Below are 15,806 nucleotides of genomic sequence, written 5' to 3'. Positions count from 1 at the left end.
TCCTGGTGACTCACAGCTGATTGCCAGGAAGCTTCCAGGGTCCACATGGGTACTGACGGCACACTGACAGCATGAGTCCGCATCTGCTGGTGGTCGACGACGAGCCGAACATCGTCGAGCTCCTGTCCGCAAGCCTGCGTTTCGCCGGGTACGACGTGACCACGGCGACCCATGGCGCCGAGGCGCTGCGCAAGGCGCGTGACGTGGAGCCCGACCTGGTGGTGCTCGACGTGATGATGCCTGGCCTGGACGGGTTCGAGGTGGTCCGCCGGCTCCGTGGTGAGGACCGGCACGTGCCGGTGCTGTTCCTCACTGCGCGTGACGCGGTCGAGGACAAGGTGCTCGGTCTGCAGACCGGCGGCGACGACTACGTGACCAAGCCGTTCAGCCTGGACGAGCTGGTCGCGCGGGTGCGTGCGCTGCTGCGCCGGTCCGGTCACCGCGAGCAGACCACGACCGAGGCCGCCGTACTGCGTTATGCGGACCTGGAGCTGAACGAGGACAGCTACGAGGTGTTCAAGGGCGGACAGGCGGTCCAGCTGTCGCTGACCGAGTTCAAGCTGCTTCGGTGCCTGCTGGAGAACGCGGAGCGGGTGATGTCGAAGGGCCAGATCCTCTCCGCGGTGTGGAACTATGACTTCGCCGGTGACGCGGGCGTGGTCGAGTCGTACATGTCGTACCTGCGCCGCAAGGTCGACACCGGCGACCAGAAGCTGCTCCACACCGTCCGCGGGGTCGGCTACGTCCTGCGCACCCCGCGAGGCCCCAACTGATGCAACCGACCCACCAGCGGTTCGCCGACCGGTACCCGTTGCGCGTCACGATCGTCGTCGTACTGCTGGCGCTGGTGGTCGTCGCGCTGGGCGCGTCCGGCGTACTGGCGACAACGATCATGCGCGGGTACCTGATCGACCGCGTCGACGAGCAGCTGCAGCAGACCGCGATGCCGCTGGCCCATGTGTCGTCCGATCGCCGGCCGCTGCCGCCGGGCGCCGGTCCGGCGCGGCGGCAGTTGCCGAGCCAGTTCGTGGTCCAGTTCAGCAACTCGGAGGGCGACAGCGACAACGGGCCGGTCAACGTGCGGCCGGACGAGACCGAGCCGCTGCCGAAGTTGCCGACGCTCAACCTGAACCAGGTCCGCGCGCTCAACGGGAAGTCGTTCAACGTCGACGCCCAGTCCGGCGGCGCGACCTGGCGGGTGCTGGCGGTGCCGACGGAGGACGAGCAGGGGTCCGTCATGGTCGCGCAGAGCCTGAAGGAGATGGATCACACGATCCAGCGCCTGGTCGGGATCCAGGTCGCCGCGGGAGTCATCCTCCTGGTGCTGCTGGCCGGCGTCGGGACCTACGTCGTACGGCGAAGTCTGCGCGGACTCGAGGATGTCGAGCACACCGCGGTGGCGATCGCCGGCGGGGATCTGAGTCGGCGCGTACCGCAACGGGATCCGCGGACCGAGGTCGGGCGGTTGTCGCTCGCGCTGAACCAGATGCTCGGTCAGATCGAGACCGCCTTCGCGCAGCGGACGGCCTCGGAGTTCGCGGCGCGGCGATCCGAGGACACCGCCCGCCGTTCGGAGGAGGCTGCACGGCAGTCGGAGGACCGGATGCGGCGGTTCGTGGCGGACGCGTCGCACGAGCTGCGTACGCCGTTGACGTCGATCCGTGGGTTCGCGGAGTTGTCGCGTCAGCGGGGCGACACGACGGACTCAGACACCATGCGCCGCATCGAGGACGAGGCGAAGCGGATGGGTCTCCTCGTCGACGACCTGCTGTTGCTGGCTCGCCTGGATCAGCAGCGTCCGCTTCGGATGGAGACCGTCGACCTGCTCCCGATTGCCGCGGACGCCCTCCACAACGCCCAAGCCATCCAGCCCGATCGCAACCTCTCGCTCACGATCCTCCCTGACTCGGAGGCTCCCGTTGTCCAGGGCGACGAGGCCCGCCTCCGGCAGGTGCTGGGCAACCTCGTCAGCAACGCGCTGAACTACACCCCGGTGGATGCGCCGATCACCGTCTCGATAGGCACCCGCGGCAACGAAGCCGTCATGGAGGTCAGCGACACCGGACCGGGCTTGTCCGACGAGCAGAAGGCCCGGGTCTTCGAACGCTTCTACCGAGCCGACACCGCCCGCAACCGCACCACCGGCGGCTCGGGCCTCGGCCTCTCCATCGTCGCCGCCCTGGTAGCCGCCCACAACGGCCGAGTAACCACCACCGACACCCAACCCCACGGCGCGACCTTCACCATCTACCTCCCACTCAACCGATAGCCCTTCCCGCACACTGGCGGGCTCAGCTGGCGGGTTTGCCGAACCAGCGAGTGAGGTGCGTGGTGAGGTCGTGCTGGTCGGTGCCGAGCCATGCGATGTGGCCGTCGGGGCGTAGGAGGAGTGCGGGGACGTCTACTGCCGCGGTGGGATCGGTGAGGTGGTCGACTCGGTCGGACCAGCCGTCGACGGTGAGCTGCTCGGTGCGGTCCAGGAGCATGCCGCGGCCGTGGTGCAGGAGGGCGTACAGGTCGCCGTACTTGGTCTTGACGTCGCGCAGGCGGCGGCCTTGCAGGTCTGGGCCTTCGCCCAAGTCGTAGCGGATGTCGATCGCGGTGATCTTCTCGATGAGGCGGCGGTTCACCTCGTCGAAGTCCATGAGCTCGGTGAGCAGCCGACGTACGGCCTGTGGGCCTGGTTCGGTGGAGAGCAATTCCATCTGGGCGCGGGTGTTGTCCAGAACATCCTCGGCAACCGGGTGGCGTTCCGCCTCGTAGGTGTCCAGCAGCGTTCCCGGCGCCCAACCGCGGATCTGTGCGGCCAGTTTCCAGCCGAGGTTGAATGCGTCCTGAATGCCCAGGTTGAGACCTTGGCCGCCGGTCGGAGGATGGATATGTGCCGCATCGCCGGCGAGCAATACGCGCCCTACCCGATAATGCTCTGCCAGCCGGGTGGCGTCCCCGAAACGGGACAACCAGCGCGGGGAATGCGCGCCGAAGTCGGTCCCGGAGATGGCGCGCAGGTGTTTTCTGAAATCGCCGAGTGTGGGCGGTTCGGCGCCGCCGCTGACTCCCGCTACTGGGACTACGACGCGATAGATCCCGTCGGCGAACGGCGTGATGCTGAAGGTCTTGTAGGTCTCACGGACTTCGGTCACCTTGGCGGCGACCTCGTCCTGGGGCACAGCCAGTTCGAGCTCGCCCATCAGCGTCTCGTTGCGCGAGGGCTCGCCCGGAAAGCCGACACCGAGCATCTTGCGCACCGTACTGCGCGAGCCGTCGCAGCCGACGAGATACCGCGAACGCAACCGCTCCCCGTCGTCCAGGCGGACAGTCACGCCCTCGTCGTCCTGCACGAAGTCGACGACCGCGGAACCTCGCCGTACCTGTGCACCCAAACGGACTGCATGTTCCTCGAGGAGTTGTACGACGACCGGCTGTGGGATGCCGAGCAAATAGGCGTGAGCGGAATCCAGGCCTGCGGGTGCGGGCTTGTTGATGGCCGCGAAGAAACCGCCGGCCGGACGTTTCCGGCCGCGTTCGAGCATGCGATCCAGCAGGCCGCGCATTGCCATCAGTTCGAGACTGCGAATATGCAGTCCGACAATGCGGACGATGGACGCGGGCTCGGTTTCCTGGTCCAGAACGAGTACGCGCACGTCGTGCAGCCGCAGTTCGGCGGCGAGCATCGCGCCGGTCGGGCCGCACCCGGATATGATTACGTCGAAGGTGTCCACCCCGCCATACTGGTGCAGTGAACCGCTATCTGCTGGACAACCGTCGCCCGGAGGCCGGCGAGCGGTTCGCGGCGCTCGCCGAACTGTTCGACCCGTGGACCTTTCGTCACCTCGACGACCTGGGGCTCGGCGAAGGATGGCGATGCTGGGAGGTCGGTGCGGGCGGCGTCTCGGTGCCGCGCGGCCTGGCCGAGCGGGTCGGGACGAGCGGACGGGTGCTTGCCACCGACATCGACGTGTCGTGGGCCGAGCCCGCGGCCGGCGGCGTACTCGAAGTACGACGGCACGACGTACTCCGCGATCCACCGCCGGCGGAAAAGTTCGACCTGGTACACGCCCGGCTCGTCCTGGTCCACCTGAAGGATCGCGCGGCCGCGATGCGCGTCATGATCGATGCGCTCCGGCCCGGCGGATGGCTGGTGATCGAGGATGGCGACCCGGCCCTGCAACCACTCGCCTGCCCCGACGAACACGGCCCGGCCGAAGCGCTGGCGAACCGGCTACGCGCCCAGATGCGGGCGCTGATGGCTGAGCGCGGGGCGGACTTCGCCTACGGTCGCACGCTCCCCCGGCTGCTGCGTGAGTCGGACTTGGAAGACGTCGGCGCCGAGGCCTACTTCCCGATCGCGTCACCGGCGTGCGCGGTCCTGGAATCGACCACGCTCCAGCATGTGCGCGATCAGCTCCTGGCAGCCGACCTGGCAACGCCCGAGGAGATCGAGACCCACCTCACCAACCTCGCGCGCGGCGACCTGGACCTCATGCTGGCACCGATGATCACCGCGTGGGGCCGCAAGCCGGCCTGAACCCACCGCCTCCGAATTACAGCTTCGGGAAGGTGCGATTGGCGGATTCGCCGTGTTCCAGGACCTGGGCGGCGGGGCCGAGGATCTTCGGATCGGGCCGGCCGACCAGTTCCACGTCTTTGTCGGTGTAGTCGTAGAGGCTGAGGACGTGGCGCATCGCCTCCAGCCGCGCGCGCTTCTTGTCGTTGCTCTTCACAACGGTCCACGGCGCGTGCTCCGTGTCGGTGTAGTGGAACATCGCCTCCTTCGCCTCCGTGTACGCCGCCCACTTGTCGAGCGACGCGAGGTCGGTCGGCGACAGCTTCCACTGGCGGACCGGGTCGATCTGGCGAATGGTGAAGCGCGTCTGCTGCTCCGCCTGCGACACCGAGAACCACAGCTTGACCAGCAGGATCCCCGACCGGACCAGCATCCGCTCGAACTCCGGCGCCTGGCGCATGAACTCCTCGTACTGCTCCTGGGTGCAGAACCCCATCACGTGCTCGACGCACGCGCGGTTGTACCAGGAGCGGTCGAACAACGTCATCTCGCCGGCGGCCGGCAGGTGCGCGACGTACCGCTGGAAGTACCACTGGGTCTGCTCACGGTCGGTCGGCTTCTCGAGGGCGACGATGCTCGCGCCGCGCGGGTTCAGGTGTTCCATGAACCGCTTGATCGTCCCGCCCTTGCCCGCCGCGTCGCGGCCCTCGAACACGATCACCAGCCGCTGCTTCGAGCGCTTCACCCAGTACTGCAGCTTCAGCAGCTCGATCTGGAGCAGCCGCTTGTCCCGGTCGTAGATCTCCCGCGGCAGCCGCTCACCGTACGGATAGCCCTCGCGCCAGGTGTCGACCGGCGTACCGTCGGCACGCAGCAGCACCGGGTCGTCGTCCTCCTCGTCCAGGACACGAAAGCCAAGCTCTTGCACGAGATCAGGGGTGTTCATACCCCCAGATTCAACTCCTTCGATGACCGCGAGGTGAACAGCTCACCGGCGACGGAGCTTCACCGTGCAGTCGCGGCGATTGATCAGCTCACCGTCGCGCATCACCTGCGCCCGGTCGTGCACGCGACTGACCAGCGTCTCCCACTCGCCGTCCGCCAGGTCGAGGCTCTCGATCACCTCGTCAGGCGTCGGAAAGTGAATGTCCGGGTGCGGGTTGTGCTCCCCCGGCGGGAATCCCATGTGTCCCTCGATCAGCAGTACGCCGTCAGGTGCGACCACGCCCGCCGCGCTCCGCAGGATCGCGTCCCGCGGCAACTCCGTCTTCGAATGCAGGAACTGCACCGACACGAGATCGAAAGAGCCCTGCGGGAACGACTGCCCGAGCTCATGCTGCTGCCAGTCGATCCGGTCCTCGACCCCGGCGTCCGTCGCATGCTGCGCCGCACGTGCCAACGCGACCGACGAGATGTCGACCCCGGTCACCGTCCAGCCCTGTTGCGCGAGCCAGATCGCATCTGCGCCTTCGCCGCAGCCGAGGTCGAGCGCGCGACCCGGCGTGAGGCCGGATACCTCGTCCACGAGCACGACGTTCGGCCGGCCGCTCCAGATCTGGTCGCGCTCGGCGTAAAACGAATTCCAATAATCCTCGGACAGCTCCTCGGTTGTCATGTGAAGATGCTGCGTTGACCCGACGACGACAGGCAAACATGTTTGCCAGACCGGCAACTCACGACGGAGGACTGCTGTGATCGAGGACGGCGAAGAGATCCCGCTGCTCGGCGGTGACGTGACCGAGGGGCTGGTCCGCGTCGGCGACACGGTACGGCGGCCGCCGGGCGAGCGCGACGAACTTGTCCGGGACGTGCTGCTGTACCTCGAGAAGGCCGGCTTCGAAGGAGCACCGCGGTACCTCGGCGTCGACTCCGCGGGCCGCCACGCTCTCACGTACGTCGAGGGCGAGGTCGCCGGACGCCCGCGGCCGCCGTGGATCGCCGACGAGGAGCGGGCGCTGTCGGTCGCCCGGCTGCTGCGCGCCTACCACGACGCGGTCGAAGGATTCGGGATCCCGCAGAACCTGCCGGCGCCGATCCAGCCGCCGGGCCTGCCTGACCTCGACGACCCGCTGGAGCTGATCGGGCATCAGGACGTCACGCCCGAGAACGTCGTCTTCCGTGACGGGCGCGCGTACGCGTTGATCGACTTCGACCTGGTCCGTCCGGTGAGCCGGGCCGGCGACGTCGTGAACCTGATGCTGTGGTGGGCGCCGTTCGGCGAGGACGCCGACCTCGATCCCGAACTGCGCGGTCTCGACCGGCCGCGGCGGTGCCACCTGCTCGCCGACGCCTACGGCCTGTCCGATCCGGACCGCGAGCGACTGGTGAGGCTCGCGATCGCCCGGGACGCGCGCGCGTGGCACACGATGAAGTACCGCGCCGAGACCCTGGGCGGCGGCTGGCAGCGGATGTGGAGCGAAGGGGTCGGCGACACGATCCGGCACCGCCAGGCCTGGCTCGAAGAACACGCCGACCGCCTCACGGCCGCACTACTCGCCTGACCTGCCGCTTGGCCTCACGCTTGGAATGTTGGCAGACCCGCTGCCTGACTGTTGCTGACTGCACCGGAAGGCTGACCGCGGCTGAACCTGACCGCCCCTGACCAGGCTCAGCCGCGGCGCCTGCTCAGCGGGTGATGGTGACCTCGGATCCGATCCGCGCGGATTCGTAGATCGCGGAGAGCATGCGTGCCATCTCCAGGCCCTGCTCGGCGGTCGCGTCGGCGGGGATCTCGCCGCGGCAGATCTGCAGGAAGTGGTCGATCTGGTTGGCGAACCCGACCTGGAAGTCGAAGCCGAGCGAGTCGATCTGCGGTTGGATGTGCAGCAGCGTGTCGTGCCGCTCGGTGATCATCAGCAACTCGGGCTCGATCTCGGCGCCGCCCTTGTCGCCGTGGATCTTCACGCTCGTCGAGTTCCGTGCGTGCAGCGAGTACGACGTGTCCACGTCGAGCACCGCCCCGCCCTCGAACCGGATCTGCGCGGTCGCGTAGTCCTCGACGTTGTTGACCTTGGTCTCGGACGCAGCGCGGTACCGGGTCAGGTGCTGGATGTTGTCGCGCGCACCGAGCGGCGAGAAGGTCGCGCCCGACACCGAGACCGGCTTCGGCATCCCCATCAGGTACCAGCACAGGTCGATGATGTGCACGCCCAGGTCGATCAGCGGACCGCCACCCGACACGTTGACGTCGCCGAACCAGCCGCCGGGGTTGCCGGCCGCGCGGATGATCGTTGCCCTCGCTGCGTAGATGTCGCCGAACTCGCCCTCGTCCAGGAAACGCTTCGTCACCAGGGCATTCGGGGCAAACCGCCGTACGTAGCCGATCTGTAGGGCGTTGCCGGTCTCCTTGGTCGCCTTGACCAGCGCCTCGGCCTCGGCGACCGTCACGGACATCGGCTTCTCGACCAGCACGTGCTTGCCGGCCCGCAGCGCCGCTTCCGCGATCTTCGCGTGCAGCAGGTTCGGCACGCAGATGCTGACCGCGTCGATACCGGGATCGTTGAGGATCTCGTCGACGACATCGGTCGCCCGCGGTACGCCGAACTCGTCGGCGCGCGCCTTCGCCCGCGCCTGGTCGATGTCGCACACGGCCACGAGCTCGGCCTGCGGATTCTTCTGGTACGAGATCAGGTGCTGGGTCGCGATTGCGCCCACCCCGATCACTGCGATACGGGTCGTCATGTCAGGCAGCTCCTGCCAGTCGAAGAATGTTGTTGAGCGAGCGCGAGATCGCGTCCGGGGTCGACTCCAGACCCTCGAACTCGAGGCTCACCGGTACCTCGGGCTTGGTGTTGACCAGCGCGAGCAGACCGGGCAGGTCGACGTCGCCGTGCCCGGAGATCGTGCCGAGCAGGTAATCGCCGGCCAGCGTCTTCAGCCAGCCGTCGCCGGCCGAGCGGCGGATGTGGAAGTCCTTCACGCCGATGGAAGCGGCGAGGTCGATCAGGCCGGCGGCCGTCTTGCCGGGCACCTCGCCGACACACAGACCGTTGCCGAGGTCGAGCGTGACGCGGAAGTTCGGGCGGTCGACGGCGTGCACGAGCCGCGCCAGCCGGTCGCTCCCGTTCATGAAGAAGCCGTGGTTCTCGATCGTCGACGTGATACCCAGTTCCGCCGCGTGGTCGGCGACCGCACGGCAACCTTCCACGACCTGAGCGAACGTCGTCTCGAACTCCCCTGGGTCCTGCTCGCGCCACGACCACGGTGCGACGTCGTGCCGGAAGATGCGGGCGCCGAACCGGTGCGCTACATCCAGCTGCCGACGGAGCCGGTCGATCTCCTTGTCGTCAGCGGTCCGGAGGTCGCCGCTGACCAGGTAGTTCACGATCGGTACGCCGATGTCCGCGGAGTGCTTGGCCGTGGCGTTCACGACGTCGGGGTTCTCCAGGTAGTACTCGCCGTCCATCGCGGCGACCTCGATATGGCCGGCCGGGGACGCGGCCACCCAGTCCAGGACCGCGATCAGGTCCATCTCGCCGCTGGTCATGAGCGAGCGGAAACAGTACGAGCTGACTCCGAGCTTCACTTGGTGGTCCTCTCAGGTGTTCAGGGGATTGAGGCGGTGCTGATCCGGTGCCATGGACCCGGATAGTCCTTGACGCCGTAGATGTCAGAGCCGAACCGGTCGAACGCGTTGCCGACCGCCCCGAGCACCACCGCCTCGCGCCCCAGAGCCGAGGCGACGAACGGTGGACGTTCGGGGAAAACCAATTCGTTCTCGACCGCGGCGACCAGCGGCCGCAGCAGTACGCCGCTGTCCTGCGCGAGGCCGCCGCGGACGACGACGACCTCGGGGTCCACGGTCAGCAAAACCGTCGCGATACGCCCGGCGATCTGCGCGCAGAAGTCCTCGATCTCCGCCTGCGCGTCGGCATCGCCCTGCGCGGCCGCCGTCAGCACTTCCTCGCCGGTCGGGTGCGAGGCCCAGATCAGCTGTCCCCGTTGGGCGTTCCGCGTCCAGCGCATGCCGCGCTGCGCGCCCAGTTCGCCGGCGAGGCGGTGACGTCCCTGCCGGATCACCCCGTTGAGGACGATCGACACGGACAGGCGCTGACCGATCTGGAGGTAGACGACATCGGAGTACCCACGACCCGCGCCGAGGCGCTGCTCCGCGAGTGCTGCCAGCTTGATGTCGTTGTCTACGGCAACGGGTTTGCCCAGGTCCTGCCCGACGACATCCGCGGTCTGCAGGCCGACCAGCCCGGGCAGCGCGAGGCTCGCGCGAAGGTAGCCGTTGGGTTCGACCACGCCAGGCAGCGCGACCCCGACCGCACGAAGCCGCTCGAGGTCCAACCCGCTCTCGTCGGCCGCGAGGTGTACGGCGTGCTGGATGAGCTCGGTCGTCGGCTCCTGCCTGAGCTCGGTGTAGGCGACGCGGCGGCCGGACAGATCGCAGATGATCGCGCGTACGCCGCGTGGGCCGAGGTCGACGCCGGCCACGAGACCGGCCTCCCGCGCGAACCGGAAGGCTCGCGCCGGGCGGCCTGGTCCCGCGGTCGACGGCTCGGTCGGTTCGACGAGGCCGGCCCCGACCAGATCGTCGAGGACGGCGTGCACCGTCGGGCGGGACAGGCCGGTGCCGGCGCTGATGACACCGACCGTCTGGGCGTCGTCGGTGTCGGCCAGGAAGCGCAGGCAGGCGACCTGATTCGCGCCTCGCACAGTGTCCATCGGCCCCAAACCCTGTTATGCAACCGGCTTTAATAAAGACCGTAACAGAATAGGTTCACGGGTGGCAACGGACATCAGCGATTGAGAATCGTCCGTTCGGCCACCGTCCACGCGGTCGTGGTCAGCACGTACAGACCGGCAGCGAGCGGCACGAACGCGACGGTCAGGATCGTGCCGTACGGCAACAGCCGAGCAAGGCGCCGGGACAGCGTCGTCGCCGACGCGTCGAGTTGGCGCACCTGCAGTCGCGCCGAGAACCACGCGACGACGGCCACCAGAGCGGCCACGACGATGAACGCCGGCGTCCCGGCGAAGATCGGCCAGTGCACACCGAGGGGCGCACCGAGCAGGCTGCCGCTGATCAACTGGTTCGACTCCCCCGCCACGACCGTGCGGGAGAACAGCGTGTACATCAGCCAGAAGAACGGCAGCTGCGCGAGCGTCGGCAGGAATCCGGCGAACAGCGTCGTACCGGACTCCGACTGCAGCTTCGCCACCTCACGCTGCAGGCGTTCGGGGTTGCCGCGATGGCGTTCGGTCAACTGCTTCAACTGCGGCATCATCGCCGCGCGCGCTTTCAGCCCGCGCTGGGCGCGCACGCTCAACGGGACAAGACACAGGCGTACGACGAGGGTGCACAGCACGATCGCGATCACCGCGGCGTACGCGCCGGTGAGCGGCTGGAGGGTCGAGACCAGGGACGTGAGCAAGTAATAGGCACCGGCGACCGGTGCCTCCAGGAAAGAAGGCACAGCAGCACTCCACGAGTGAGAAGGAACAGGTAGCGAGGAGGAGCGCTACTGTCCCGGTGCTCGTGGTCGGGGCCGGCCGGCCAGGTCGGGATCCCGGAGCGGGAGGTAGGCGGTGCGGCGGGCGTTGGCCCGGGCGGCGCTGACCCGCGCCGGGAGCGGCGATGCGAGCGGCCGCTGGGCAGCCGTCCGGGCGACGGCGACCTGGACGGCGAGAAACAGCACGGCCGCCGCCGTGAACACGGCGACGGCCAGCAGGCCCGAGTCCGGGCCGAGGGCAGGCATCGCCAGCGTCCACACGCCGGCGAGCACCTGCCCCATCGTCATCAGTCCAGGTAGTCCCGCAGGACCTGCGAGCGCGACGGGTGCCGCAGCTTCGACATGGTCTTGGACTCGATCTGGCGGATCCGCTCGCGGGTCACGCCGTACACCTTGCCGATCTCGTCGAGCGTCTTCGGCTGGCCGTCGGTGAGGCCGAACCGCATCGAGACCACACCGGCCTCGCGCTCGGACAGCGTGTCGAGGACCGCGTGCAGCTGCTCCTGCAGCAGCGTGAACGAGACCGCCTCGGCCGGCACGATCGCCTCGGAGTCCTCGATCAGGTCGCCGAACTCGGAGTCGCCGTCCTCACCGAGCGGGGTGTGCAGCGAGATCGGCTCGCGGCCGTACTTCTGCACCTCGATGACCTTCTCCGGGGTCATGTCGAGCTCCTTGGCGAGCTCCTCCGGAGTGGGCTCCCGGCCGAGGTCCTGCAGCATCTGCCGCTGGACCCGGGCGAGCTTGTTGATGACCTCGACCATGTGCACCGGGATACGGATCGTCCGGGCCTGGTCGGCCATCGCGCGGGTGATCGCCTGCCGGATCCACCAGGTGGCATACGTCGAGAACTTGTAGCCCTTGGTGTAGTCGAACTTCTCCACCGCGCGGATCAGACCGAGGTTGCCCTCCTGGATCAGGTCCAGGAACAGCATGCCGCGGCCGGTGTAGCGCTTGGCCAACGACACCACCAGGCGCAGGTTGGCCTCGAGCAGGTGGTTCTTGGCGCGGCGGCCGTCCTCGGAGATCCACTCGTACTCGTCGCGGACCTTGTCCTTGAGCTTGGCGCCCTCGTCGGCGGTCTGCTCCTCGGCGAACAGGCCGGCCTCGATCCGCTTCGCGAGCTCGACCTCCTGCTCGGCGTTCAGCAGCGGGACCTTGCCGATCTGCTTCAGGTAGTCCTTGACCGGGTCCGCGGTGGCGCCGGCGACCATCACCTGCTGCTCGGGCTCGTCGGTCTCGTCGGCCTCGGAGACGATGAAGCCCTGGTCCTCGGTGAGCTCCTTCTCCAGCCCCTTGACCGCGTCCGGCTGGAAGTCGGACTCGTCCACCTCGTCGAGCGCGCGCGGCTTGCCGGTCTTCGGGTCGATCGCCAGACCCGCCTCGGACACTGCCTTCTTCGCCGGAGCCTTCTTGGCAGCAGCGGCCTTCTTCGCGGGGATACCGTCCTCCTTGGTACTGGCGGTCTTCACCGCCGCCTTCTTCGCGGCCGCCTTCTTGGCAGCGGGATCGGTCACTCGGGCGCTGGTCCTCGGAGCCGTGCTGCGGGCGGTGGCGGCCACGGCCCGGGCCGGCTCGGCGGGAAGATTCTCGGACGAGCTGGACGACACGAATTACCTCTCGTCTGACGCAGGGTTTGTACGGCGGTACGACTGTTGAAGCGCGTTGTGTTGCTGAGTCTGTGGGCACTGCTGTGTGTGGCTGCTCGCTGGTCAGGCGGCGGCAACAGTCCATTGTAATCCGCGAACCAAGGCCACGCGTCGCACGACCCCCCGGAACGGTGCGCTCAGGCCCCTGCCGGGCGGGCAATCCCGCGCCGGCAAGGGCCTGATCTGCTCGGTACTCGAAGGGTACGTCGTCGGTCGCCCTTCTGCTGAACCGTTATACGTCTGTGTTCACCCGTTGCGTGTCTGCCGCAGCGGACGTGCGACCACCCGCTGCCGCACCACCTGCTGCTCCTGCTTGAACTGCCGCACCCGCACCAGCGATGCCACGTCGATCACATCCGCGACGGACTTGAACGCGCCGTCCTCGCCGTACGGCTCGGACGCCTCGCGCCACCCGCGCGGGCGGACCTTGAGCTGCTTCCCGAGCAACGCGACGAAGATCTTCGCCTTCTGCGCGCCGAAGCCCGGAAGGGCCGACAGCCTGGCCAGCAGATCGTCCCCCGACTTGACATCGGACCAGAGGGCCGAGGCGTTACCGCCGTACTGCTCGTCCAGGTGTTTGGCCAGGGTCTGGATCCGCGCCGCCATCGCGGTCGGGAACCGGTGCACCGCCGGCGGACCGGCCACCACCTCGACGAACGCGTCGGGGTCGTAGTGCGCGACCGTGGCCGGATCGAACGGACCTATCATCCGCTTCGAGATCGCGACCGGGCCCGCGAACGCGCGCTCCATCGGGATCTGCTGGTCCAGCAACATGCCGACCAGCAAGGCGAACGGATCTCTGCTCAACATCTCGTCGGCGTCGGGCTGCTGTGCGAGGCACAATTTCCTGCTGCGTGTCGAAGTCACCTCAGTCCTCCTCCCCATCAGACAACTCAGGCTCGGCCTTGACGGCGAGCACCGGACACGGAGCATCGAGCAGCACCCGTTGAGCGTTGCTGCCGAGGATGAGCTTGCCGACCGGTGAGCGGCGCCGCAGCCCGATCACGATGAACTCCGCATGCACCTGCTCGGCGACGGCCACCAGGTCCTCCGCCGGGTCCAGGCCACGCACCAGCTGCCGCACCTCGTAGGGCACGCCGGTGGAGTCGAGCTGCTCCCGTACTTCCGTCAAAGCGGCATCACTCGCCGCAGCCTCGTCGCTGTCGAAGCTGCGTCCGCCCCGGTGCGAGTTCACCACCACCAACTTCGCGTCGCGCAGCGTCGCTTCCTCCGCTGCTCGCCGAAGAGCCGCACGGCCTTCCGCCTTCGGCACATAACCCACGACGATGGTCGTCATCGCCCTGCCTCACCTCCGGGTGTGTGTCGACCCGTCTCGAACGATACTGCTCCCGACCGCGGTCGGCATCCGCTGCATTTGCACCTGTTGTGTCGCGGCGGTGACGGAGGGCTGCCGGTGCCCGAGTACTACCCGCGGCGGGCCCGCCTAACCTTCCGGTGGCCACACCTTTGCAGGGCTGTCACCCAACGCGCCACCCCTGTAGTCCGGGTCGTTATCGAACTCGTCCCTGAACCGGCCCACCCCGTTGCCCTGGGCAAGAGCGAACGGGTTCCGCCAGAAGGACCGGGGTTCCGTCCATCCCTGTCCTACGTTGTCTGCGTAATACCTTCCCCACCCCACCACCCGGTCAGGCATCAATCGCGAGTCCGAACCGGTTCAGTCGACCGGCCATTCGTGCACCGGCATGTTCTCGTGCATGTGGTCGCGGTACCGGCGGAGCATCCCGCGCAACGCGTCCTTGCGACCGTGCGAGCCCTTTGTATACAGGCGGTGGAACTCATCGGCCTGCCAGGACGCTCCGTTGCGGCCGGTGAGGCACCGCTGCTCGATGATGCCGAGCAGTCGATCCCTGACAGCCACGTCGACGCCCCAGGCGTCCAGACCGCGAACCGCCAACGGCAGAAGGCGTCTGAGCACGAGCTCGGTCGCGCGCGCCGTCCCGACGCCCGGCCAGAACACCTCCGCGTCGATCCCGGTGCGGGCGGCGTTATGGAAGTTCTCCTCGGCCGCACTGAACGACATCTGCGACCAGATCGGCCGTTCGTCGTCGGCCAGCGCGCGGACGAGACCGAAGTAGAACGCGCCGTTGGCGATCGTGTCGACGACCGTCGGGCCGGCCGGCAGGACACGATTCTCCACGCGCAGGTGGGGCTTCTCCCGGACAACGTCGTACACCGGGCGGTTCCAGCGATAGATCGTCCCGTTGTGCAGCCGCAACTCCGAAAGGGCCGGCGTGTCGCCGCGGTCGAGGACTTCGATCGGGTCCTCGTCGGACGTCACCGGCAGCAGGGCCGGGTAGTAGCGCGAGTTCTCCTCGAACAGGTCGAAGATCGAGGTGATCCATCGTTCGCCGAACCAGACCCGCGGCCGGACGCCCTGGGTCTTCAGCTCGTGCGTGCGCGTGTCGGCGGCCTGTTCGAACAACGCGATCCGGGTCTCGCGCAACAACTCCTTGCCGAACAGGAACGGCGAGTTCGCGCCGACGGCGAGTTGTACGCCGGAGATCGCCTGCGCGGCGTTCCAGTAGCGTGGGAAGGCCTCCGGCGTCACCTGGAGGTGGAACTGCGTCGACGTGCACGCGGCCTCCGGGACGATGCTGTCCGCGGTGACCTGCAGGCGCTCGACACCGTCGATCGAGATCTGCACGTCCTCACCGCGGGCCGCGAAGATCTGATCGTTGAGCAACGCGTACCGCGGGTTCGTGCTGAGCGCGTCGCGGCGGATGTGCTCGGTCAGCAGGGTCGGCAGGATGCCGACGACCACCATCGACGAGCCGGTCCGGGCCGCCTTGTCCTCGGCGGCGTTCAGGCTGTCCCGGATACTCGCTTCCATCGTGTCCAGGCCGAGTCCGTCGATCTGCCCGGGCGGCACGTTGATCTCGATGTTGAACTGGCCCAGCTCGGTCTGGAACGCGTCGTCCTCGATCGCGCTCAGCACCTCAGTGTTCTTGAACGCCGGGTCGCAGTTCTCGTCGACCAGGTTCAGCTCGATCTCGATCCCGGTCATCGGCCGGTCGGGCGCGAACCGGGCCTCGCGCAGCATCCGCGCGAACGCGTCCAGATTGCGATGGACCTGACCCCGGAACGCGGTCCGGTCCGCCCGGGTGAACTCCACCCGGTCGACTTCCTCACCCATCAGCGCCTCCCGTGGTGGCTCCTTCGCTCAGTGTGCCTGAA

16 protein-coding genes are annotated in these 15,806 nt (G+C 68.0%); 4 read left to right on the top strand and 12 right to left on the bottom strand.

Features of this window, described 5'->3' with window-relative positions; translation table 11 throughout:
* Positions 1-71: 71 nt before the first annotated feature.
* Positions 72-773: a response regulator transcription factor gene (locus tag AB0J62_RS25105; RefSeq protein ID WP_363875723.1), complete on the top strand. Its 702-nt coding sequence runs from the start codon at positions 72-74 to the stop codon at positions 771-773.
* The gene (locus AB0J62_RS25100; RefSeq protein ID WP_363875720.1) at positions 773-2,269 is read left to right on the top strand and encodes a HAMP domain-containing sensor histidine kinase; all 1,497 of its coding nucleotides are present in this window, start codon (positions 773-775) and stop codon (positions 2,267-2,269) included. Before AB0J62_RS25105 ends, AB0J62_RS25100 begins: the two co-directional genes overlap by 1 nt.
* 22 nt (positions 2,270-2,291) lie before the next feature.
* Here AB0J62_RS25100 and rox read toward each other — a convergent pair whose 3' ends face one another.
* On the bottom strand, positions 2,292-3,722 hold the full coding sequence (rox, locus tag AB0J62_RS25095) for a rifampin monooxygenase (protein ID WP_363875717.1): 1,431 nt from the start codon (positions 3,720-3,722) through the stop codon (positions 2,292-2,294).
* Between the two features lie 17 nt (positions 3,723-3,739).
* Between rox and AB0J62_RS25090 the strand changes: the two genes are divergently transcribed.
* Positions 3,740-4,528: a methyltransferase domain-containing protein gene (locus tag AB0J62_RS25090; RefSeq protein WP_363875714.1), complete on the top strand. Its 789-nt coding sequence runs from the start codon at positions 3,740-3,742 to the stop codon at positions 4,526-4,528.
* Between the two features lie 16 nt (positions 4,529-4,544).
* Here AB0J62_RS25090 and ppk2 read toward each other — a convergent pair whose 3' ends face one another.
* A complete protein-coding gene (ppk2, locus tag AB0J62_RS25085) occupies positions 4,545-5,453 on the bottom strand; it encodes a polyphosphate kinase 2 (protein WP_363875711.1) in 909 nt (302 codons plus the stop codon).
* 42 nt (positions 5,454-5,495) lie between these two features.
* Positions 5,496-6,122: a class I SAM-dependent methyltransferase gene (locus AB0J62_RS25080; RefSeq protein ID WP_363875708.1), complete on the bottom strand. Its 627-nt coding sequence runs from the start codon at positions 6,120-6,122 to the stop codon at positions 5,496-5,498.
* Positions 6,123-6,198: 76 nt separating this feature from the next.
* On the opposite strand from AB0J62_RS25080, the gene AB0J62_RS25075 reads away from it, so the two are divergent.
* Positions 6,199-7,008, top strand: coding sequence for an aminoglycoside phosphotransferase (locus AB0J62_RS25075; RefSeq protein WP_363875705.1), 810 nt, complete (start codon positions 6,199-6,201; stop codon positions 7,006-7,008).
* 124 nt (positions 7,009-7,132) lie between these two features.
* On the opposite strand, the gene AB0J62_RS25070 is transcribed toward AB0J62_RS25075, so the two are convergent.
* The 9 genes from AB0J62_RS25070 to AB0J62_RS25030 all read right to left on the bottom strand — a co-directional run bounded on the left by AB0J62_RS25070 (position 7,133) and on the right by AB0J62_RS25030 (position 15,765).
* Positions 7,133-8,188, bottom strand: a complete 1,056-nt coding sequence (locus AB0J62_RS25070) for a Gfo/Idh/MocA family oxidoreductase (RefSeq protein WP_363875702.1) — start codon at positions 8,186-8,188, stop codon at positions 7,133-7,135.
* A gap of 1 nt (position 8,189) precedes the next feature.
* Complete coding sequence (locus AB0J62_RS25065; protein ID WP_363875700.1) at positions 8,190-9,032, bottom strand: TIM barrel protein; 843 nt, start codon at positions 9,030-9,032, stop codon at positions 8,190-8,192.
* A 20-nt stretch (positions 9,033-9,052) separates the two neighbouring features.
* Entirely contained in the window at positions 9,053-10,177 is a 1,125-nt protein-coding gene (locus tag AB0J62_RS25060; protein WP_363875697.1) for an ROK family transcriptional regulator, read from the bottom strand.
* A gap of 74 nt (positions 10,178-10,251) precedes the next feature.
* Complete coding sequence (gene yidC / locus AB0J62_RS25055; protein ID WP_363875694.1) at positions 10,252-10,929, bottom strand: membrane protein insertase YidC; 678 nt, start codon at positions 10,927-10,929, stop codon at positions 10,252-10,254.
* 45 nt (positions 10,930-10,974) lie between these two features.
* Positions 10,975-11,253 carry a DUF6412 domain-containing protein gene (locus AB0J62_RS25050; protein ID WP_363875691.1) on the bottom strand — a complete coding sequence of 93 codons (279 nt, stop codon included), beginning with the start codon at positions 11,251-11,253 and terminating at the stop codon, positions 10,975-10,977.
* On the bottom strand, positions 11,253-12,572 hold the full coding sequence (locus tag AB0J62_RS25045; RefSeq protein WP_363875688.1) for an RNA polymerase sigma factor: 1,320 nt from the start codon (positions 12,570-12,572) through the stop codon (positions 11,253-11,255). The genes AB0J62_RS25050 and AB0J62_RS25045 overlap by 1 nt, the downstream gene beginning before the upstream one ends.
* 285 nt (positions 12,573-12,857) lie before the next feature.
* Positions 12,858-13,478 (bottom strand): HhH-GPD-type base excision DNA repair protein, encoded by a 621-nt coding sequence (locus AB0J62_RS25040; RefSeq protein WP_134100016.1) that lies wholly within the window; start codon positions 13,476-13,478, stop codon positions 12,858-12,860.
* Between the two features lies 1 nt (position 13,479).
* Positions 13,480-13,908: a universal stress protein gene (locus AB0J62_RS25035; protein ID WP_350856676.1), complete on the bottom strand. Its 429-nt coding sequence runs from the start codon at positions 13,906-13,908 to the stop codon at positions 13,480-13,482.
* A 378-nt stretch (positions 13,909-14,286) separates the two neighbouring features.
* Positions 14,287-15,765 (bottom strand): glutamate--cysteine ligase, encoded by a 1,479-nt coding sequence (locus tag AB0J62_RS25030; RefSeq protein WP_363875683.1) that lies wholly within the window; start codon positions 15,763-15,765, stop codon positions 14,287-14,289.
* Positions 15,766-15,806: the final 41 nt, after the last annotated feature.

It is taken from the genome of Kribbella sp. NPDC049584 (assembly GCF_040675555.1).
Taxonomy (GTDB): Bacteria; Actinomycetota; Actinomycetes; order Propionibacteriales; family Kribbellaceae; genus Kribbella.
This window is presented reverse-complemented; position numbering and strand designations above follow the sequence as displayed.

Coding starts and splice junctions, on each gene's coding strand:
- AB0J62_RS25050 (WP_363875691.1), bottom strand. CDS start 11,253: ATGACGATGGGGCAGGTGCTCGCCGGCGTGTGGACGCTGGCGATGCCT.
- AB0J62_RS25060 (WP_363875697.1), bottom strand. CDS start 10,177: ATGGACACTGTGCGAGGCGCGAATCAGGTCGCCTGCCTGCGCTTCCTG.
- AB0J62_RS25070 (WP_363875702.1), bottom strand. CDS start 8,188: ATGACGACCCGTATCGCAGTGATCGGGGTGGGCGCAATCGCGACCCAG.
- AB0J62_RS25035 (WP_350856676.1), bottom strand. CDS start 13,908: ATGACGACCATCGTCGTGGGTTATGTGCCGAAGGCGGAAGGCCGTGCG.
- AB0J62_RS25080 (WP_363875708.1), bottom strand. CDS start 6,122: ATGACAACCGAGGAGCTGTCCGAGGATTATTGGAATTCGTTTTACGCC.
- ppk2 (WP_363875711.1), bottom strand. CDS start 5,453: ATGAACACCCCTGATCTCGTGCAAGAGCTTGGCTTTCGTGTCCTGGAC.
- AB0J62_RS25030 (WP_363875683.1), bottom strand. CDS start 15,765: ATGGGTGAGGAAGTCGACCGGGTGGAGTTCACCCGGGCGGACCGGACC.
- AB0J62_RS25100 (WP_363875720.1), top strand. CDS start 773: ATGCAACCGACCCACCAGCGGTTCGCCGACCGGTACCCGTTGCGCGTC.
- AB0J62_RS25105 (WP_363875723.1), top strand. CDS start 72: ATGAGTCCGCATCTGCTGGTGGTCGACGACGAGCCGAACATCGTCGAG.